General features: G+C 75.1%; 14 protein-coding genes. 3 read left to right on the forward strand and 11 right to left on the reverse strand.

Annotated features, from left to right (window positions below; translation table 11 throughout):
* From ACZ7C5_RS07410 to ACZ7C5_RS07450, 9 genes are all read right to left on the reverse strand, one after another.
* The gene (locus ACZ7C5_RS07410) at nucleotides 1–1272 is read right to left on the reverse strand and encodes an APC family permease (protein WP_470322202.1); all 1272 of its coding nucleotides are present in this window, start codon (nucleotides 1270–1272) and stop codon (nucleotides 1–3) included.
* A 67-nt stretch (nucleotides 1273–1339) separates the two neighbouring features.
* On the reverse strand, nucleotides 1340–1771 hold the full coding sequence (locus ACZ7C5_RS07415) for an SRPBCC family protein (RefSeq protein ID WP_188298218.1): 432 nt from the start codon (nucleotides 1769–1771) through the stop codon (nucleotides 1340–1342).
* 93 nt (nucleotides 1772–1864) lie between these two features.
* Nucleotides 1865–3505: an AMP-binding protein gene (locus ACZ7C5_RS07420; RefSeq protein ID WP_470322203.1), complete on the reverse strand. Its 1641-nt coding sequence runs from the start codon at nucleotides 3503–3505 to the stop codon at nucleotides 1865–1867.
* 139 nt (nucleotides 3506–3644) lie between these two features.
* Nucleotides 3645–3884: a chaplin gene (locus tag ACZ7C5_RS07425; protein WP_470322204.1), complete on the reverse strand. Its 240-nt coding sequence runs from the start codon at nucleotides 3882–3884 to the stop codon at nucleotides 3645–3647.
* A 98-nt stretch (nucleotides 3885–3982) separates the two neighbouring features.
* On the reverse strand, nucleotides 3983–4303 hold the full coding sequence (locus tag ACZ7C5_RS07430; RefSeq protein ID WP_470322205.1) for a hypothetical protein: 321 nt from the start codon (nucleotides 4301–4303) through the stop codon (nucleotides 3983–3985).
* The gene (locus tag ACZ7C5_RS07435; protein ID WP_470322206.1) at nucleotides 4300–6870 is read right to left on the reverse strand and encodes an Hsp70 family protein; all 2571 of its coding nucleotides are present in this window, start codon (nucleotides 6868–6870) and stop codon (nucleotides 4300–4302) included. The genes ACZ7C5_RS07430 and ACZ7C5_RS07435 overlap by 4 nt, the downstream gene beginning before the upstream one ends.
* A gap of 31 nt (nucleotides 6871–6901) precedes the next feature.
* Nucleotides 6902–7738, reverse strand: a complete 837-nt coding sequence (locus tag ACZ7C5_RS07440) for a nucleotide exchange factor GrpE (protein WP_401092398.1) — start codon at nucleotides 7736–7738, stop codon at nucleotides 6902–6904.
* A complete protein-coding gene (locus tag ACZ7C5_RS07445; protein WP_401092397.1) occupies nucleotides 7735–8157 on the reverse strand; it encodes a hypothetical protein in 423 nt (140 codons plus the stop codon). Before ACZ7C5_RS07445 ends, ACZ7C5_RS07440 begins: the two co-directional genes overlap by 4 nt.
* A 147-nt stretch (nucleotides 8158–8304) precedes the next feature.
* A complete protein-coding gene (locus ACZ7C5_RS07450) occupies nucleotides 8305–12450 on the reverse strand; it encodes a hypothetical protein (RefSeq protein WP_470322207.1) in 4146 nt (1381 codons plus the stop codon).
* 241 nt (nucleotides 12451–12691) lie between these two features.
* Here ACZ7C5_RS07450 and ACZ7C5_RS07455 point away from each other — a divergent pair, with 241 nt between their 5' ends.
* Nucleotides 12692–14527, forward strand: coding sequence for a protein kinase domain-containing protein (locus tag ACZ7C5_RS07455; protein ID WP_401092395.1), 1836 nt, complete (start codon nucleotides 12692–12694; stop codon nucleotides 14525–14527).
* Nucleotides 14528–14556: 29 nt separating this feature from the next.
* On the opposite strand, the gene ACZ7C5_RS07460 is transcribed toward ACZ7C5_RS07455, so the two are convergent.
* Nucleotides 14557–15108: a hypothetical protein gene (locus ACZ7C5_RS07460; protein ID WP_470322208.1), complete on the reverse strand. Its 552-nt coding sequence runs from the start codon at nucleotides 15106–15108 to the stop codon at nucleotides 14557–14559.
* A 170-nt stretch (nucleotides 15109–15278) separates the two neighbouring features.
* Nucleotides 15279–17525 carry a heavy metal translocating P-type ATPase gene (locus ACZ7C5_RS07465; protein ID WP_470322209.1) on the reverse strand — a complete coding sequence of 749 codons (2247 nt, stop codon included), beginning with the start codon at nucleotides 17523–17525 and terminating at the stop codon, nucleotides 15279–15281.
* 175 nt (nucleotides 17526–17700) lie between these two features.
* On the opposite strand from ACZ7C5_RS07465, the gene ACZ7C5_RS07470 reads away from it, so the two are divergent.
* The gene (locus ACZ7C5_RS07470) at nucleotides 17701–18066 is read left to right on the forward strand and encodes a metal-sensitive transcriptional regulator (RefSeq protein ID WP_470322210.1); all 366 of its coding nucleotides are present in this window, start codon (nucleotides 17701–17703) and stop codon (nucleotides 18064–18066) included.
* 33 nt (nucleotides 18067–18099) lie between these two features.
* Nucleotides 18100–19029 carry a hypothetical protein gene (locus tag ACZ7C5_RS07475; protein WP_401092391.1) on the forward strand — a complete coding sequence of 310 codons (930 nt, stop codon included), beginning with the start codon at nucleotides 18100–18102 and terminating at the stop codon, nucleotides 19027–19029.
* Nucleotides 19030–19128: the final 99 nt, after the last annotated feature.

Raw genomic sequence — 19128 nt, forward strand, 5'->3', positions numbered from 1 at the left:
TCAGGCGCGGCGGGTGAGGGCCCTGCGCACGGCGTAGGCGGCGGCGCCGAGGGCGAGGACGGTGGCGCCCTGGAGGACGGAGGCCGCGGGCAGGGCGAAGGCCAGGGCGAGGCAGCCGGCCGCGCCGAGGACGGGGACGGCGCGCGGGGGCCGGCCCTCGGCGGGGGTGAGGGTCCAGGCGGCGGCGTTGGCGACGGCGTAGTAGACGAGGACGCCGAAGGAGGAGAAGCCGATCGCGCCCCGGAGGTCGCCGAGGGCGGCGGCGAGGGCGACCACGGCGCCGACGGCGAGTTCGGCGCGGTGCGGGACGCCGAACCGGGGGTGGACGGCGGCCAGGGCGTGGGGCAGGTGGCGGTCGCGGGCCATCGCCAGGGTGGTGCGGGAGACCCCGAGGATCAGCGCGAGCAGTGAGCCGAGTGCCGCGACCGCCGCTCCGGCCCGCACCACCGGGGCCAGGCCCGGCGACCCGGCCGCCCGGACGGCGTCGGCCAGCGGCGCGGCGCTGTGGGCGAGCCGTTCGGGGCCGAGGACGGCCAGGACGGCGAGGGCGACGGCCGCGTAGACGACGAGGGTGATGCCGAGGGCGAGCGGGATCGCCCGGGGGATGGTGCGCCGCGGGTCGCGCACTTCCTCGCCGAGGGTGGCGATCCGGGCGTACCCGGCGAAGGCGAAGAAGAGCAGGCCGGCGGCCTGGAGCACGCCGTGGAACCCGGCGTCCGCGCCGACCGCCCAGTGGCCGGGGTCGGCCTCGCCCCCGGCCAGGCAGGCGGTGACGACGGCGGCCAGCACCGCCAGGACGACGGCGACGATCACCCTGGTCAGCCAGGCTGCCTTCTGCACGCCGACGTAGTCGACGGCGGTCAGCGCCACCACGGCCGCGACGGCGACGGCGTGGGCCTGGGCGGGCCAGATGTAGGAGCCGACGGTGAGCGCCATGGCCGCGCAGGAGGCGGTCTTGCCGACGACGAAGCCCCAGCCGGCCAGGTACCCCCAGAAGTCGCCGAGCCGCTCCCGGCCGTAGACGTAGGTGCCGCCGGACCGGGGGTACCGGGCGGCCAGCCGGGCGGAGGAGGTCGCGTTGCAGTACGCCACCAGACCGGCCAGCGCCAGCCCGGCGAGCAGCCCTGACCCGGCGGCCCCGGCGGCGGGCGCGAGCGCGGCGAAGACGCCCGCGCCGATCATCGAGCCCAGCCCGATCACCACGGCGTCCGACACCCCGAGGTGCCGTCGCAGGTCCCCCGGCGGGGACGGCGGTGCCGACGACGTACTCATGAACCCGCACCACTCCCGGTCGCCCTCGGATGTCGCGCGCACCATACCGGAGCGGGGGAAACGGCGGTCAACGGCCGAGCCGGTCCTCCAGGGCGCGGAGGTCCGCGGTGAGCGCGCCGCGCACCTGGCGGGACATCAGCGGACCGGCCAGCCGGAAGCCGCCGCGGACCCGGATGCGGGCGAAGGTGCCGGCCTGGGTGGGCTCGAAGGTGTAGGTGACCCGCATCGGCATCGGCCCGGCGACGGAGACCAGGTCGAGCACCGTCGGCGGGTCGTACCGTGCCACGCGCAGCACGTACCCGAAGGACGCGCCCAGGAAGCGCGCCGTCCTGGTGACCTCGGCCCCGGCGCCGAAGCCGCCGCCGTCGGCCTCCCGGGTGAGGGCGGCGGTGCGGATGCCCCGGGTCCACTCGGTGTCGTGGCGCCAGTCCATCGCGTAGGCGGCGACCGTGGCGGGCGGCAGGGGGATCAGGCGTTCCACTGTGACGTCGAGGGGCATGATCACACTCTCCCGCCGGGCGGGCGGCCGCGCTCCCCGGACTCACCCGGGCGGAGGGACGGCCTCCCGGGCGGAGGGACGGCAGCCTCCCGTTCAGAGCCCCAGGATCCGCTGGGCCTCCTCCCGCATCTCGACCTTGCGGATCTTCCCGGTGACCGTCATCGGGAACTCCTCGACCACGTGCACGTAGCGCGGGATCTTGACGTGGGCGAGCCGGCCGGCGCAGTACGCGCGGAGGGCCTCGGCGGTGACCGGCTCGGCGCCCTCCCGCATCCGGATCCAGGCCATCAGTTCCTCGCCGTACTTGGCGTCGGGCACGCCGATCACCTGGACGTCGAGGATGTCCGGGTGGGCGTGGAGGAACTCCTCGATCTCGCGCGGGTAGAGGTTCTCGCCGCCGCGGATCACCATGTCCTTGATCCGCCCGGTGATGGCGAGGTAGCCGTCCTCGCCCATCACCGCGAGGTCCCCGGTGTGCATCCAGCGGGCGGTGTCGACGGCCTCGGCGGTGCGCTCGGGCTCGCCCCAGTAGCCGAGCATCACGGAGTAGCCGCGGGTGCACAGCTCGCCGGGTTCACCGCGCGGGACGGTACGGCCGGTGGCGGGGTCGATCACCTTGACCTCCAGGTGGGGGCCGACCCGGCCCACCGTGGCGACCCTCCGCTCGACCGGGTCGTCGACCCGGGTCTGGGTGGAGACCGGCGAGGTCTCGGTCATGCCGTAGCAGATGGAGACCTGGGTCATGCCCATCCGCCCGATGACCTCCTTCATCACCTCGCTGGGGCAGGGCGAGCCGGCCATGATGCCGGTGCGCAGGCTGCCGAGGTCGTAGCGGTCGAAGTCCGGGTCGGCCAGTTCGGCGATGAACATGGTCGGCACGCCGTACAGCGAGGTGCAGCGCTCGGCGGCGACGGCGGCCAGGGTGGCGCCCGGTTCGAAGGAGGGGGCCGGGATGACCGTGCAGGCGCCGTGCGAGACGGCCGCCAGGTTGCCCATCACCATGCCGAAGCAGTGGTAGAAGGGGACGGGGACGCAGATCCGGTCCTGCTCGGTGTAGTCGAGCAACTCGCCCACGAAGTAGCCGTTGTTGAGGATGTTGTGGTGCGAGAGGGTCGCGCCCTTGGGGAATCCGGTGGTCCCCGAGGTGTACTGGATGTTGATCGGGTCGTCGGGGGACAACTCGCCCTGGCGTACGGCGAATTCCTCGACCAGGGCGGTCCCGGCCCGCCTGCCGGCGGCGGTCACGGCGTCCCAGGCGGGGCCGCCGATCAGCAGGACGCGCTCCAACTCGGGGCAGCGGGGCCGGACTTCCTCGATCATCCCGGCGTAGTCGGAGGTCTTGAAGCGCTCGGCGGCGACCAGCACGCGCAGGCCGGCCTGGTTCAGCACGTACTCCAGCTCGTGGGCGCGGTAGGCCGGGTTGACCGTGACCAGGATCGCGCCGAGCTTGGCGGTGGCGTACTGGGTGAGCGTCCACTCGGCGCAGTTGGGCGCCCAGATGCCGACCCGGTCCCCCTTGGCGATCCCGAGCTCCAGCAGGCCGAGTGCGAGGGCGTCGACGTCGGCGGCGAGTTCGGCGTAGGTCCAGCGGCGGGCGGTGGCCCGGTCGACCAGGGCGTCGCGGTCGGGGAAGGCACGCACCGCACGGTCGAGGTTCTCCCCGATGGTGTCGCCGAGCAGCGGGACGTCCGAGGTGCCGGAGGCGTAGCTGCGCGGGGTCGGCGTGGTCGGCACGGGCTGGCTCCTGGGGACGGCGGTGCGGGACGGGGACCATGGTCCCGGCCCCGACAGCCGTCCGCCACCCCCGAACGGGGGTACGGACACGGCGCCGGGGCCGCCCGTCGGGTTCGACGGACGGCCCCGGCGCGCGGGGTCACTCGTTGACGCAGATGTTGCCGAAGGCCGGGTTCAGGAGCCCGATGATGTCGATCGAGTTCCCGCAGACGTTGGCCTCCAGGTTGACCGGGACCTGGATCAGGTTGCCGGAGAGGACACCGGGCGAGCCGATGGCGGCACCGTTGGCGGTGGCGCTTCCGGCGGCGGCGGTCCCGGCACCGGCGAGGACCGCGGCCGCGGCGAGGGCGGTGGCGGCGAAGGTGGTACGCATACGCATTGCGTCACTCCTTGTGAGCACGGCGAGTCGATGTGTGACGATCACACTCGCTCACGATCACAAGGGATCCGCTCCTCCGCACGCCGGATTGCCCCGTTCTAGGGCGTGTCGCCCTCCCGGCCCACCGACGCCGCGGCCCCGGGGGCGGCGACGCTCAGTGATTCCAGCAGCTCCCGGGCCGGGGACAGCCCCGGTTCGACCGCCACCGCCCGGTGCAGCAGCCCGAGGGCGAGGGCCCCGTCCCCGGCCGCCAGGGCGTCCAGCGCCCGGTTGTAGTCGATCCGTCCGGCGTAACGCAGCCGGAACAGCACGGACAGGTCCTCCCGGCAGGAGGGGCAGCGCAGGCTCTCCGGGGCGGCCGGGACCCTGCACAGCGGGCAGGACACCTCCGGCGCGCTCAGGGCCTCCACGGCGCTCATCGCGGCCCCGCCTCCTCCGGACGGACCGGGCCGAGCGACTCCTGGGCCGGCTCGCTGCCCAGCTCCCGCTGCGCCTGCGCGTACAGGGCCAGCAGGTTCGACATGTGGGTGTTGACCTCCGCCATGTTGGGCGCCTCCACGGCCGCGTCCAGTCCGCGCAGCTCGGCCATGATCAGCTGGCCCAGGGCGGGCGAGACCATGTTCTGGGTCACGTAGACGTTGCACATGGTGAGCATCCGCATGGTGTGGCCGAGCGCGTCGCACAGCTCGTCCGCCTTCTGGGCCGCGCGCATCGCGCCCTCCCAGTCGGCGGCCTCGCGGCGCAGCCGCAGCTCGGCGGCCACCGACCGCAGCCGGTCCAGGTCGCTCGGGTCGAGGTGCTTCTCGCAGTAGTGGATGAACAGGCTCAGGTAGGCCTCGGAGCTGCGCACCCAGCGCTGGGCCTTCAGCTGCTGCTGCGCCAGCTCCAGCGCCGCGTCCACCGACCGGCCGCGGGTCTGCCCGGCCGCCAGGTCGTCCAGGGCGTCCATCATGCGCTGGGCCTCGCGCATCTCGGCCTCCGTCAGCTCGCCGCCCCAGCGGTCGGTGAAGGTCTCGATCTGCCGCTGCTGCTCCTCGACCTGCACCTTCAGCTCGGGGTCGAGCGTCACCCGCTCCAGCTTGACGGTCTTCTCGGCTCCGCCCTGGATCCGCACCGACAGGGTGATGGTGCGGTCGCGGTCGAGGCCGAAGGCGACCTCCACCGGGGTCCGGCCGCCCAGGCCCTCGGGCAGCCGCAGGGTGAGGTGGCCGATCAGCTCGTTCTGCTGGGCGATCTCGTGCTCGCCCTCGTAGACCGCGACCTCCAGCCGCTGCCGGCCGCTGCCGGACACCACGAACTCCCGGCTGACCGGTGAACTCGTCGGGTAGCTGGTGTTCTTGGGGATGATGACGGCGAGGCGGCCGTCGTTGAGCTCGATGCCGAGGTTCTTCGGGGTGATGTCGAACGGGTTGGTGACCTGCGCCAGTTCGCCACAGCCGGGGCAGACCTCGCAGCCGGGCGGGTTGACCAGGCCGCAGGAGCCGCAGCGCAGGCCGACGTCCTCGGCGGCGGTGGTGGCGGCCCTGGTCTGGCCGGGGGCGCCCGAGCCGAGAGGTTCGCCGCACAGTTCGCAGGCGGTGACGCCGGCGGCGGCCGGGGTACCGCAGCGCGGGCAGTTGTCGCCGTGCAGCACGGTGGTGGTCCGGCCCTGCTGCGGGACGGAGACCCCGCTGCCGCCCGAACCTCCCAGCTGCTGCTCGCACTTGGGGCAGGCGGCGGCCTCGGCGTCGACCGGGACGTGACAGGCCGGGCAGGAGACCCTGGCGCCGCCGAGCAGGGTGGTGGCGCAGTTGGCGCAGTTGGAGGCGGACAGGTCGCCGGGGGCCCGGCACTCGGCGCACTCCACCTCGCCGACCAGCGCGGACTGCACGGCCGCACCGAGTGCCACGCACTGCATCGGGTTGACGCCGCGCCGGATCCGGCGCGGGCCGAACACCTCGCCGAGCCGCCGGGCGACCAGCGGGATCGCGGTCGAGCCGCCGACCAGCACCACCTCGTCGATGTCCCCGACGGTCAGGTTGGCCTGCATGATGGCCTTGTGGGTCAGCTCGATGGTCCGCTCGATCCGGGCCTCGATCAGCTCCTCGAAGCGGGCCCGCTCGAACTCCGTCTCCAGCACCAGCTGTCCGGCGCCCAGACCGGGCAGGATGACCTCGGAGGACTCCTGGTTGGAGAGCTCGATCTTGATCGTCTCGGCGGTGCCGGCGATCTTCGGACGGTCGCGCAGGTCGGGCTGGTAGTCCGAGCCGTACTCCTCGCGGATGTCCTCCAGCAGCGCGGTGGTGATCGCGCGGTCGAAGTCGTCGCCGCCGAGCAGGTTGTCGCCCTCGATGCCGAGCACCGAGACCGAACCCGGCACCAGCAGCAGGATGGAGATGTCGAAGGTGCCGCCGCCGAGGTCGTAGACCAGGACGGTCCTGCCCTCGTCGCCGGCCTCGGAGGTGATCCCGTACGCCAGGGCGGCGGCGGTCGGCTCGTTGATGATCCGCAGCACGTGCAGGCCGGCCATCCGGCCCGCCTCCTGGGTCGCCGCGACCTGCCGCTCCCCGAAGTAGGCGGGGACGGTGATGACGGCCCGGTGGAAGGGCTCGCCGAAACGCTGCTCGGCGTCCTCCTTGAGGCGGTGCAGGATGATCGCGGAGATCTCGATCGGGGTGTACGAGCGGTCGTTGAACCAGACGTTGACGTCGCCGTCGGTGCCGGCGGTGACCTTGTAGTCGACCTCCTTCAGGGCCGCCTGGACCTGCGGGTCCTTGAACTTGCGGCCCATGAAGCGCTTGACCGAGCGGATCACGTTGGCGCCGTCGATGGCGGTGCGGCTGCGCGCGGTGGAACCCACCAGCAGCTCGCCCTTCCGGCCGCTGCCGACCACGGAGGGCGTGGCCTCCTGGTTCTGCCGGTTGAAGATGATCTCCGGCTCGCCCCGGCGCAGGTGGGCCACCACCGAGTTGGTGGTGCCCAGGTCGATGCCGAGTGTGCGGTACATGTCGTTCCCCTCTTGCCCCTCGTGGTCCTGGCTACTTCTTGCGCTTGGCCTGCTTGGCCTGCCTGGCCTGCTTGGCCACGGTCTTGCCCTGGCGGCGGGCCCGGGGCGGGGTCGTCCTGGGCTGGACGCGGGTGACCGGCGCGGCGACGGTGGTGGGCTCGACGGCCTCGGGCGCCTCGGACGTCTCGGGTTCGACGGCCTGGGGCTCGACCGGCACCGCGGTCACCGCGGGCTCCGGGAGCGGCGAGTCCGCCTCGGCCGCGACCGCCGCCTGCCCCGCCTCCGGCTCAGGCTCCGGCCCTGTCTCCGGCTCAGGCTCAGGCTCAGGCTCAGGATGCGACTCCGGTGCGGCGACCACCACTTGGGCCCGGCGCAGCACCTCGTCTCCCCAGAAGAACCCGGTCACCACCGTCCGTACCACCGTCTCCGGCGCCACCCCGGCCCTGGCCTCGGTGCCCACGATCTCGGTCAGGCCGGGGTCCGCCGTCATGCCCTCCAGGCGCATCGGCCGCACCCTGGCCCTGGCGAGCTGTCCGAGCAGCCGCCGCCGGGTGGCCTCGATGCCGACGCCGCGTCCGAGCGCCACCAGCTCGCGGTCCAGGCCGAGGGCGCCGAGCGCGTCGTCCACCTCGACCAGGATGCCCAGCAGTTCGCGCTGCTCGGCCCGGGCGCTCTGCTTCTGCTCCGTCAGCTTGCTCTCCAGCAGGGACGCCCGGAAGAGCAGCCGGCCGAAGGTCTGCTCCAGGTCGACGTCCTCGACGCCGGGTGGGACCTCCAGCCGCCGGTGGCCGTCGAGCGGGGATGCGGTGGCTACCTCCGAGGTGGCTGCCTCTGAGGCGGGCGCGGCGGAGGTGGGTGCGTCGGTCATTCCGGAACCTCGATCTGCGGCAGCACGGACAGGTCCGCCGCGTAGCGGGCGGGGACGGGCGGTTCGGGGTCGGCGCCGCCCGGAGCGGGTTCGGCGAAGTCGGCGGCCAGTTCGGCGCGGTGGAGGGCGGACAGATCGGCGGGCGGCAGCGGCGGGCGCTCGATGACCAGCAGTGGTTCGGCGAGCGCGGGGGCGAGCAACTCGGCGGCCTGGTCGACCGGCTCCGGCGGCAGCGGCTGCTGGAGGTCCGCCTCCAGACGCCGGTCCGGGTTGCGCAGCAGCGCGGCGGCCTCCTGGATCTGCTGGCGGCTGTACCGGCCGGCCCGCATCGCCGGTCCGACGGCGAGGTTGATCTCGCGTACCCCGGCCGTGAGCGGGATGCCCAGGACCTCGTACGGCGACGGTTCGTGCAGTGGCATGGCGGGCGGTCTCTCTCCTCACGGTGACGGGGACGGTTCGGGCGACGGGGACGGCTCACGGGGCTGGGACGGCTCGGGTGACGGGGAGGGCTGCGGCGTGGTCGCGGCGTACGGTCTACGACGCCTCCAACTGCCGTGCGGTTGCCGTCAGTAGAGCGAGTTGATCCGGCTCTGCATGGCTCGCAGGTCCGCGTCGCGCGGGCTGTGGTTGACGGCCTTGCGAGCCAGCTCGCGGGCCTGGGGCAGCTTGCGGGCGTTGGCCTGCTGGACGGCGTACGAGCCGTAGACGATGCCGAGTTCGCGATGCAGCTTTCCGGTGTCCTCCGGCATCCGTGACAGGTGGAGCGCCTCCTCCAGCAGGTCGATCGCCATCGGGTAGCGGCGGGCCTCGTACTGGCTGATCGCCTCGCCGCGCCAGACGCTGACCATCAGCCGGCGGATCTCCACCGAGTCGTCGTAGGACCTGGCCTTCTTGAGCATCGCGCACTGGGCGGTGAACGTCTCCTCCTGCATGGCGTCCACCACGTAGTTGGCGAGCATCACCGAGACCCGCCGGGGGGCCTCGTGCTCGACCTCGCCCTCCCACTCCGGGTCGGCGTCCAGGGCCTCGGCCATCCGCTCGACGGCGCGCACCCGGTCGTCGGCGAAGGCGGCGGAGCGGGCGAGGTGGCGCAGCACGAAGGCGAGGCCGATCCGGTGGTCCGGGTCGGGGTTGAGTGCGATCAGCGACCGCCAGGCCTCGGCGGCCTCCTCCAGCTCCGCGTCGGTGGCGTCGGGGCTGCTGAGTTCGCCGGCCCGGTTGCCGAGGGCGGCCTCCAGGAAGTGCCGGGCGGTCGGGTCGTCCGGGGCCAGCTCCGTGCTCTTCTCCAGCAGGGCGAGGGCCCGGCGGTAGTCCTTGTCCTCGTTGTTGATCTTGCGTGCCCACTGCGCGTAGGTGGCGCCGAGGTCGCCGCGCACCTCGGGGTCGTCGGGGGCCAGCGCCAGGGCCTTCTCCAGGAGTTCCGCGGCGCCGGCCTGGTCGTCCATGCTGCTCTTCAGCAGGGCGCGGGCGGCCCGGACGCCGGATTCGGCGGCTATCGCGACGGTGTCGGCGGGCAGCCTGGCGCCGGGGACGGAGCGGGCGCGGGTGAGGCTGTCCAGGGCCTCGCGCCAGTCCTGGTTGCGGTGGTGCTCGCGGGCCTGGCTGACCAGGGACTCGCCGATCAGCTCCTGCCACTCCTCGCCACGCCGCTGCTCGGGCACCGCGTCCAGGGCGGTGACGGCGGCGGCCTGCCGCCCCTGGAACCGCAGGTAGCGCTGCGGGCCGAGGTCGCCGAACAGGCCGAGGGCGAGGGTGAGCGCGGGCGCCTCGGGGCCGTCCGGGTCGGCGGGGCGCCGCCAGGCCCGTACGGCCTGCTCGAAGGCCTCGGCCCAGCCGGCCGGTCCGGGCTCGGTGCGCAGCAGCCGGTCGAGCGTGGGGCCGAGCGCGAGCCGGCGGGCCGGGCGGCCCGGCAGGGTGATCCGGACGGGCTCCTGGGCGAAGGCGTCCGCGCTGTGCGCCTCCATGCCGAGGCGCAGGGTCCAGGCGTCGACCTCGTCGCCGCTGCGCCCGGCGGCCCGGTCCAGGACGCGCAGGTCGTCGCGGAGGCGGTCGAGCAGTCCGGTCCTGGCGGCGGCCAGCCGTTGCGGTTCCGGGGTGCGGCCGGTGATCCGGGCGGACTCGGCCCACAGGTCGGGCTGGTGCAGGGCGGCGACCAGGCAGCCGAGCGTCCAGGACCAGATGCTCTCCTCGGACACTGTCGGGGCATCGGATCCGGTGGCGTCGTCGGAGCGGCCGGAACCGCCGGAGCCGGCCGCGAGCCGGTAGCCGGCCAGGCCGAGCGCGTGCAGCAGCCGGGGGTGGGCCGGGTCCTCGCACAGCAGGTCGCGGTAGGCCTCCCAGGCCTCCCGGTGGCGGCCGTCGACGGCGGCCTGGTGCGCCTCGTGCTCGGCGAGCAGGGCCAGCGCACCGCCCGCCGCCTGGTGGGCGGTGCCGGGGGCGAGGTCGAGGGACTGTCGCAGGTCCACGGCGGCCCGGCCGGGCTGTCCGGCGGCGAGGGCGGCGCCGGCCCGGCGGACCAGCACGGCGGCCCGGGCCGCCCGGGCGTCCGCGGGCAGACCGTCCAACGCCTCGTCCAGGCGGCCGAGTTCGGCGCGCAGCAGGGCGAGGTCGAGCCGGACGGGCTCGGCGGCGGCCTCACCGAGCGCCTCGGCCCAGTCGGCGAGCACGGGTTCGGCCTGCTCGGGAGTGCCGGCCCGGCGGGCGCAGTCGAGGACGGCGCGCAGGGCGGGGGCGGCACAGCGCTCGCAGCGCGGCGAGGCGGCGCCCGCGGGGGCGTGCAGGTGGTCGGCGCAGGCCTCGCGGCCGCAGCCGCCGCAGCTGCCGGTGGCGGGGCGCTCACAGCGTGCGCAGTCGCCGATCGGCTCCCGTGCGGGGGCGGTGCCGGAGCACAGGAAGTGCCGGTACCAGTCCAGTGCGGCGGCCCAGTTGCCGGCCCGTTCGGCGAGCAGGGCGCGCAGCCGGGCGATCGCCGGGTCGCCGGCCGGGTCGGGCGGGCCGAGCAGGGCGATCGTCTGCGCCGGACGGCCCGCCAGCAGGGCGACGGCGGCCAGGTGGTAGCGGTCGCGCAGGCCGCCGCCCGCGTCGAGCAGGCCGGTGACCGGCTGCGGGGTGCCCTCGGCCAGGGCGAGGGCGGCGCGCAACCTGGACTGCCTACGGGTGAGGGCGCCGGGCAGGGTGTCGGCGAGGGTGAGCGCGGCGGCGGCCAGGCGGCGTGGTTCGGCGTGGTCGCGGCCGGTGACCAGCAGGTGGGCGGCCTCGCGCAGGGCGGCCTCGCGCAGCGCGGCGCGGTAGCCGGGGGCGGCCGGGTCTTCGGCGGCGGCCTGCTGCCAGAGTGCGCGGGCGGCCGTCGGGTCGGTGGCCAGTCGGGTGCGGGCGAGCCGGTCGCGGGCGAGGCCCTGGCGGGGGTGCAGGTCCTGGTCGTCCAGCGGTTCCCAGCGGGCGAGGGCGCCGGCCGGGTCGTCGGTGCGGGCGAGGGCGAGGCCGTGGTGGAAGGCGGCGATCGTGGTCCAGCGACTGCCCGGTTCGGTGTCGGCTTCGGCGCGCAGGACGGGCTCGGCCTCCTCGGCCTGCCCGGCGGCGAGCAGGGCGGCGCCGAGCCTGACCCGGGCGGGGCGCCACTCGGGGGCCCGGCCGAGGCCGGCCCGGTAGTCGGCGGCCGCCTCGGCGGGGCGCTGGGCCCGTTCGTGCACCAGGGCGAGCCCGAACCGGGCCGGGGCGAAGGAGGGTAGGACGGTCAGGGCGGCGGTGAACTGCTCCCCGGCCTGTTCGTCGGCGCCGAGCAGCAGGGCCAGCCGACCGAGGGCGTAGCGGGGGCGGGGGTCGGCCGGGCTCTCGTCGGCGGCGGCCGCGAGGTCGCCCCAGGCCTCCCCGGTGGCGCCGAGGCGCTGGCGGGCCAGGCCGCGGAAGAGCAGGGTGTCGGTGCGCAGGGCCTGGCCGCGCCCCCACGGGGAGGGGGCGCCGGCCCCGCGGCGCAGGGCCTCGTCGAAGGCGGTGACGGCGGGTTCGTCACGGTGCAGGGTGTAGAGCTGGGCGCCCCAGCGGAACCAGAGTTCGCCGCTGCCGGAGGGGGCCGCGGCGGCGAGCAGGGCCTCGGCCTCGGCGGCCCGGTCGGTGGCGTTCAGCAGGGCGGCCCGGGCGAGCACCGGCCAGTCCGGTCCCGGAAGGGCGGCGAGCGCCTGGGCGGTGGCGTGGTCGCGCTGCCCGGTGTCGCCGTCCCGGCAGCGCTGTTGCAGCCAGTCGACGGTACGGGCGACGGCCTCGGCCTCCTCGCCGGGCTCGGCGCCCGCGGCGGTGGCCCGGAGGAAGGCGAGCACCGGGCCGAGGTCGCCGTCGGGGGCCCGCATCCGCTCATCGGCGAGGCGGCGCAGGCTCCACCGGGGTATCTGTCCGGCCGGGTCGGCGAGCAGCGGGAAGGCTTCGCGGTGCAGGGCGAGGGTGGCCTGCTGGTCGCCGGTGGGGATGGTGGCCTCGGCCTGGCCGAGCAGGGCGAGGCCGCGCTGGACGCGCAGTTCCCCGGTCCCGTCGGCGAGCCGGCGGGCCAGCCGGGCGTAGCGGCGGCGGGCCTGGGCGGCCTTTCCCGCGGCCAGCCGTTCGGCGGCCGCGGCCAGTGCCCTGGCCGCCGCGGCGGCGTCCAGGGTCCGTCGGCGGGCCAGGACGACGACGGCCGCACCCGCCAGTGCCGCCACGACCAGCAGCACCGCTATCAGCGCCATGCGCCGTCCCCCTGTGTTCGCTTGCCGCCCGCTTCGTGGTCAACGAGGTTCGGGCGATCATGAGTTGACGTCGTGTCGTGATGTTGCTCGGGCGCCATCAGAATAGGCCCTCGATCGGACGGACGAACAGGAAAGAGCACTATCCTGGGCATCACGACGGCACGTTCGGCAGCATCTCCAGCGGCGTGCCGGCAGCGCGTCGGCAAGCACGTCAACAGCGGTCGGAAGCCTCGGGGGTCGTGTGTCGCAGTCGCGTTGGGTGCCCGGCCTCCGGTTCGGGCCGGAGTTCGACCCGGAGCAGTTCGAACTCCTGGAATTCCACCACCGGGGCGGTGAGGCCGAGGTGTGGCGGGCGGTCCGTACCGGGCACAACGGGCGCAAGGAGCTGGTCGCCGCGAAGATCATGCTGGAGCGCGACCCGGCCGAGGTGCGGCGCTGGCTGGGCCGCTGGGACGACGTCTCGCACAACGCGCACCGGCTGGACGTCACCGACCTGGTGGTGCCCAGCTTCCTGCTCGGCCCCTCCCCGCACCGCCCCGGGGGCGCGCCCGGCGGCGCGCTGCTCGGCTACCAGATCTCGCCCTGGGTGGAGGGCGTGCCGCTGCACACCTGGGCGCGCGGCCAGCGCGGCGGCCCCCCGGCGGTGGCCGAGGTGCTGAGCCGGCTCTGCCGGATCGTCGACGAGCTGCACCGCAAGCGCTGGGTGCACCGCGACATCTCCCCCGCCAACGTCCTGGTGGACGAGCAGGGGCAGGTCAAGCTGATCGACCTGACCTTCCTCGCCCCGCTCGACCACGCCCTGACCGTCGCGGTGTTCACTCCCGGGCACGTCCCACCGGAGGCCGAGCAGGTGGGCGGCTTCCCGACCACCGCCAAGGACCTGTTCGCGGTCGGCACCCTCGCCCGCACCCTGCTGCTGCCCGACCACGGCCGCCTCGACCACCGGCTGGCCGCCGAGCAGGCCCGTGCCGAACTGCTGGCGGCGGGCTACGGCGAGCAGCTGGCGCGCTGGGCCTGCGAGCCACTGGCCCGCGAGCCGGACCGCCGGCCCTCCCCGCTCGGCCCGTGGGTCGCCCGGGGCCGTGAACTGCTGCGCGCCCACCGGCCGGTGGCCCGCACCGCGGGCCTGGCCGTGCTGCCGGACCCGGCCGGGCGGCCGCTGCTGGTCACCGGCGGCGCGGACGGCACCGCGCTGGCCGGCCCCGGGCGGCGGGGCCGGCGGCTTCCCGGCGGCCAGGGGCCGGGCCCCGTACGGGAGTTGGCGGCGGGCTGGGCAGGTGGCCAGGGCGAGCTGGTGGTCTGCGCCGAGGACCGCGGCGGCACCCTGTGGGTCGGCACGGCGGCGGGTTGGTGGGAGGCCGCGCGCGGGGTCAACGGCCTTGCGGGCGGGGTCGGTTCGGGTGGCGGGCTGACGGCCTGGACGGCGGTCGGCGGGGCTCTGCGCAGCTACCGCTGGGAGCCCGGCCGCACCCTCACCGGCCAGGAGCACCCCGGCTGCCCGGCCGACCGGGTGCTCGCCGCCGAGGAGGAGCGGCCCGGCTCCTGGCTGCTGCTGGTCGAGCACCGCGAGCGGGCGCTGAGCTGGCGGCCCGGCACCGCCGAACCGCCCCTGCCGGTGGGCCCGGCGGGACCGCTGCGGGCCGGGGCGCTGGCCCGTACCTCCGCCGGTCCGCGGGCGGCCACGCTGCGGCCGGACGGCTCGGTCCAGCTGCACGCCCTCGGCGGCGCCGGGGCGGGCGCGGCACTGGCGGGCACAGCCGGGGCGGGCGCGGCCGGGGCGGGCACCGAGATCGGCGACGGGGAGCCCTCGCTCGGCATCGCCATGGTGGGCCACCGCGGCGGCCCGACCGTCGCCCTGGCCGGAGCGGGCGGCGTACGCCTGCGGCTTCCGGCCGGCGGCGCCTCCCGCCGGCCGCGCTGGTGGCGGCCCACGCTGCGCCCGGCCACCAGGGTCGCGCTCGCCATGGGCGACGACTGGCGGCTCTGCCTGGCGGCCGTGGTGGAGGGCGAGTTGCAGGTGTGGCAGGAGGACGCGGCGTACCGCTGGCAGGCGGTGGAGCTGCCGGAAGGGGCTTAGCGCGGGGCCGGTCCGGGGTCGGTCCGGGGTCAGCCCTGGGCCGGCCCATGGCCCTGGCAGCCGTGGAGCAGTTCGGCGAAGGCCGCCCCGGCGGCGTCCTGCGGGAGGATCCGCTGCGCCCGGTCGCCGTCCGGGGTGCTGATCACGTAGTGCTCGGCGCGGTACGAGTAGTCGTCCCAGGGCTCCCAGCGGTGGGCGCGCAGCAGGGTCCGGCCGCAGCGGGTGCAGCCGATCCACGGCACCAGCACCAGGCCGGCCGGCTCCGGCTCGCTCCAGCCCGTCACCACCTCGGCCTCGTCGCGCTCGCCGTCCAGCAGCCGTACCGGGGCGGGCGCGCCGTCGCCCGGGCAGCGCAGGAGGCCGGGGGTGAGCCGCTCGCGCTCTCCCCACTCCTCGGCGAGCACGGAGATCTGCGCGCGGTCCGCGCCGCCGATCGGGATCTGGCGGGCCAGCAGGCCCTCGACCAACAGACCGAGCCCGCTCTCCTGCTCCCCGATCGCCCAGCAGTCCCTGACGCGCTGGGCGGCGTCGTCCGGCAGGAGGCCGGCGATCCGGTGCCGGAGTGCGGTGTCTTCGTCCATGGGTCGGACTCTAACTCCCCGGCTCCCCGCCGATCCGCGCAGGTCGGCCAGGGGGCAGACGGCGGTGGGTGATCGCGTGGGCCTCTCCGCCCTGCGGAGCCGGGACACGCCGAGGCCCCGGAACCCTGACGGCGGGGTCCCGGGGCCTCGGCCCTGTGGTGGGGCGGTGTTCAGCGGAAGCGGCGCAGCCGGAGGCTGTTGCCGACCACGAAGACCGAGGAGAAGGCCATCGCGGCCCCGGCGATCATCGGGTTGAGCAGCCCGGCCGCGGCCAGCGGCAGGGCGGCGACGTTGTAACCGAAGGCCCAGAAGAGGTTGCTCTTGATGGTGCCGAGGGTGCGGCGGGAGAGCCGGATGGCGTCCGCCGCGGCCAGCAGGTCGCCGCGGACCAGGGTGAGGTCGCCGGCCTCGATCGCGGCGTCGGTGCCGGTGCCCATCGCCAGACCCAGGTCGGCCTGGGCGAGGGCGGCCGCGTCGTTGACACCGTCGCCGACCATCGCCACGACCTTGCCCTCGGCCTGGAGCCGCTTGACGGTCTCGACCTTGTCCTGCGGCATGACCTCGGCGATCACGTGCTCCGGCGCGATGCCGACCTCGGCCGCGACGGCCTCGGCGACCAGCTTGTTGTCGCCGGTCAGCAGCACCGGGGTGAGACCCAGGGCGCGCAGCTTGCCGATCGCTTCGGCGCTGGTCGGCTTGACCGCGTCGGCGACCTCCAGCACGGCCCGCGCCTCGCCGTCCCAGCCGACCGCGATCGCGGTGCGGCCGGCCGCCTCGGCGGTGCGCTTGGCCTCGGCCAGCGCCTCGGGCAGGTGCTGCGACCACTCGTTCAGCAGGGCCTCCCGGCCGGCGACCACGGCGTGGCCGTCCACCACGCCCTGGACGCCCAGGCCGGGGACGTTCTCGAAGCCCTCGACGGCGGGCAGTTCGCCGGCCTTCGCGGCGGCGGTGGCGATCGCCCGGGCGATCGGGTGCTCGGAGGCGTGCTCCAGGGCTCCGGCCAGGCGCAGCACCTCGGCCTCGGTGGCGGTGCCGGCGGTGTGGACGGCGAGCAGGGTCATCTGGCCGGTGGTGACGGTGCCGGTCTTGTCCAGGACGATGGTGTCGACCTTGCGGGTGGACTCCAGCACCTCGGGGCCCTTGATCAGGATGCCGAGCTGGGCGCCGCGGCCGGTGCCGACCAGCAGGGCGGTCGGGGTGGCCAGGCCCAGGGCGCAGGGGCAGGCGATGATCAGCACGGCCACCGCGGCCGTGAAGGCGGCGGTCCAGCCCTCGCCGGTGCCCAGCCAGTAGCCGAGGGTGGCCACCGCGAGGGTGATCACGATCGGCACGAAGACCGCGGAGATCCGGTCCGCGAGGCGTTGCGCGGCGGCCTTGCCGTTCTGCGCGTCCTCCACCAGCCGGGCCATCCTGGACAGTTGGGTGTCCGCGCCGACCCTGGTCGCCTCGACCACCAGCCGGCCGCCCGCGTTGACGGTGGCGCCGGTGACGCCGTCACCGATCCCGACCTCGACCGGGACGGACTCGCCGGTCAGCATCGAGGCGTCCACCGCCGAGGCGCCCTCGACCACCACTCCGTCGGTGGCGATCTTCTCGCCGGGCCTGACCACGAAGCGGTCGCCCACCGCGAGGTCCGCGATCGGGATGCGCACCTCTCCCCCGCCACGCAGCACCGTCACGTCCTTGGCGCCCAGTTCCAGCAGCGCCTTGAGAGCGGCCCCCGCGGTGCGCTTGGAGCGGGCCTCGAAGTAGCGGCCGGCCAGGATGAACGCGGTGACGCCGGCCGCCGCCTCCAGGTAGATGTTGGACGAGCCGTCGCTGCGGGCGATGGTGAACTCGAAGCCGTGCCGCATGCCCGGCATCCCGGCGTCGCCGAGGAACAGCGCCCACAGCGACCAGAGGAACGCGGCGGTGGTGCCGAGCGAGACCAGGGTGTCCATGGTCGCGGCGCCGTGCCGGGCGTTGGTGAACGCGGCCCGGTGGAACGGCCAGGCGGCGTAGGTGACGACCGGGGCGGCCAGGGTCAGCGACAGCCACTGCCAGTTGTCGAACTGGAGGGCCGGCACCATCGCCATCGCGATCACCGGCACGGCGAGGGCCACCGCGGTGAACAACCGCTGGCGCAGCGGGGCCAGTTCGTCGGCCGGCTCGGCCTGCACGGCGCCCGCGCCCCCTTCCCCGGCCGGGGGCTTGGGCAGCGCGGCGGTGTAGCCGGTGGCCTCGACGGTGGCGATCAGGTCGGTGACCTCGACGCCGTCCTCGAAGGAGACCTTCGCCTTCTCGGTCGCGTAGTTGACGCTGGCCGTGACCCCGTCCATCCGGTTGAGCTTCTTCTCGATGCGGGCCGCGCACGAGGCGCACGTCATTCCGCCGATCGAGAGTTCCACCTCCGCTGAGGCGGGTGCCTGCGTAGTCATCGTCGCTCCTCGTGACGTCGTCCTGCGGTTTCGGTGGCCGGGCCTTCATACCTTGGCGGGGTATCGGGCGGTGCCGGGTTCATTTATACCCCTGAGGGGTATTAACGGCAAGCCCTGCCGGATACCCCCTGCCGGTATTTTTCAGGGACGGCGATCCGCTTGACTTGATACCCCCATGGGGTATTCACTCGTGGGCATCGAGCCGCAGGGCGCACCCGCCCCCCACAGGCCGCTCACCGGAACCCCGAGGAGGCCCCGCATGGCCGGCTACCACGCCGACAAGGACCAGCTCCTGCGCCGACTGCGCCGCGTCGAGGGCCAGATCCGCGGCCTCCAGCGCATGGTCGACACCGACACCTACTGCATCGACACGCTGACCCAGGTCTCGGCCGCCACCAAGGCCCTCCAGTCCGTCGCACTGCAACTGCTCGACAGCCACCTCGCCCACTGCGTCCACGACGCCATCGCGGCCGGCGGCGCCGAGGCGGACGCCAAGGTCGCCGAGGCCTCGCAGGCCATCGCCCGGCTCATGCGGGCCTGACCCCCTCCCCTTCGAACATCCCAGGAGACCGCCATGAACACCCCGCTGCGCATCACCGCCTTCGCCGCCGGACTCGCCGCCGCCTTCGGCCTCGCCCTCGGCGTCGGCCACGCCACCGGCAGCGGCCCCGCGGCCAAGCCCGCCTCACACACCGGGCACCCAGGAAGCGGCACGGGAGGCGGCGCGGCCGCCGAACACCTGCCCGGCGGGCTCCAGGTCTCCGAGCGCGGCTACACCCTCAGCGTCGAGAACCCCTTCGTGACCGCCGGCTCCCCCACCGACCTGCGCTTCCGCATCCTCGGCACGGACGGCAAGCCGGTCACCGCCTACCAGCAGCAGCACGAGAAGGACCTGCACCTGATCGTCGCCCCGCGCGACCTGTCGACCTTCCAGCACCTGCACCCGACCCTGGCCGCCGACGGCACCTGGAGCGCCCCGACCGCCGTCCCCGCCGCCGGCGAGTACCGGGTCTTCGCGGACTTCACCCCGGCCGGGGCGAGTGAGGGACTCACCCTCGGCGCCGACCTGCACGCCGCGGGCGACCTGCGGCCCGCCCCGCTGCCGGAGACCGGCCGCACCGTCACCGTCGACGGCTACACCGTCACCCTGGGCGGCGACCTCACCCCCGGCCGCAGCGGCCCGCTCACCCTGAGCGTCAGCAAGGACGGCAAGCCGGTCACCGACCTCCAGCCCTACCTCGGCGCGTACGGCCACCTCGTCGCGCTGCGCGCCGGCGACCTGGCGTACCTCCACGTCCACCCGGACACCAGCGCCCCGGGCCCGGAGATCGGCTTCACCACCACCGCCCCGAGCACCGGCAGCTACCGGCTCTTCCTGGACTTCAAGCACCAGGACACCGTCCGCACGGCGGCGTTCACCGTCACCACGAACGGCGCCGCGGCCCCGGCCGCCCCCGCACCCACCGCCGAACACACCGGGGAGGCCGGCGGCCACCAGCACTGAAACCCGGCAGTGGGGGGGGGGGGCCGTCGCGCGAGCCGCCCTCCCCCCCCCCTTCCCCCTCCCCCTCTGACCCCGACGCCCGACCCCCCCCTCCCAACA

It is taken from the genome of Kitasatospora sp. NPDC036993 (assembly GCF_055607525.1).

Bases quoted from the DNA above. Each gene is read 5' to 3' on its own strand.
- ACZ7C5_RS07410 (WP_470322202.1), bottom strand. From the start codon at position 1,272: ATGAGTACGTCGTCGGCACCGCCGTCCCCGCCGGGGGACCTGCGACGG.
- ACZ7C5_RS07415 (WP_188298218.1), bottom strand. From the start codon at position 1,771: ATGCCCCTCGACGTCACAGTGGAACGCCTGATCCCCCTGCCGCCCGCC.
- ACZ7C5_RS07425 (WP_470322204.1), bottom strand. From the start codon at position 3,884: ATGCGTATGCGTACCACCTTCGCCGCCACCGCCCTCGCCGCGGCCGCG.
- ACZ7C5_RS07430 (WP_470322205.1), bottom strand. From the start codon at position 4,303: ATGAGCGCCGTGGAGGCCCTGAGCGCGCCGGAGGTGTCCTGCCCGCTG.
- ACZ7C5_RS07435 (WP_470322206.1), bottom strand. From the start codon at position 6,870: ATGTACCGCACACTCGGCATCGACCTGGGCACCACCAACTCGGTGGTG.
- ACZ7C5_RS07440 (WP_401092398.1), bottom strand. From the start codon at position 7,738: ATGACCGACGCACCCACCTCCGCCGCGCCCGCCTCAGAGGCAGCCACC.
- ACZ7C5_RS07445 (WP_401092397.1), bottom strand. From the start codon at position 8,157: ATGCCACTGCACGAACCGTCGCCGTACGAGGTCCTGGGCATCCCGCTC.
- ACZ7C5_RS07450 (WP_470322207.1), bottom strand. From the start codon at position 12,450: ATGGCGCTGATAGCGGTGCTGCTGGTCGTGGCGGCACTGGCGGGTGCG.
- ACZ7C5_RS07460 (WP_470322208.1), bottom strand. From the start codon at position 15,108: ATGGACGAAGACACCGCACTCCGGCACCGGATCGCCGGCCTCCTGCCG.
- ACZ7C5_RS07465 (WP_470322209.1), bottom strand. From the start codon at position 17,525: ATGACTACGCAGGCACCCGCCTCAGCGGAGGTGGAACTCTCGATCGGC.
- ACZ7C5_RS07470 (WP_470322210.1), top strand. From the start codon at position 17,701: ATGGGGTATTCACTCGTGGGCATCGAGCCGCAGGGCGCACCCGCCCCC.
- ACZ7C5_RS07475 (WP_401092391.1), top strand. From the start codon at position 18,100: ATGAACACCCCGCTGCGCATCACCGCCTTCGCCGCCGGACTCGCCGCC.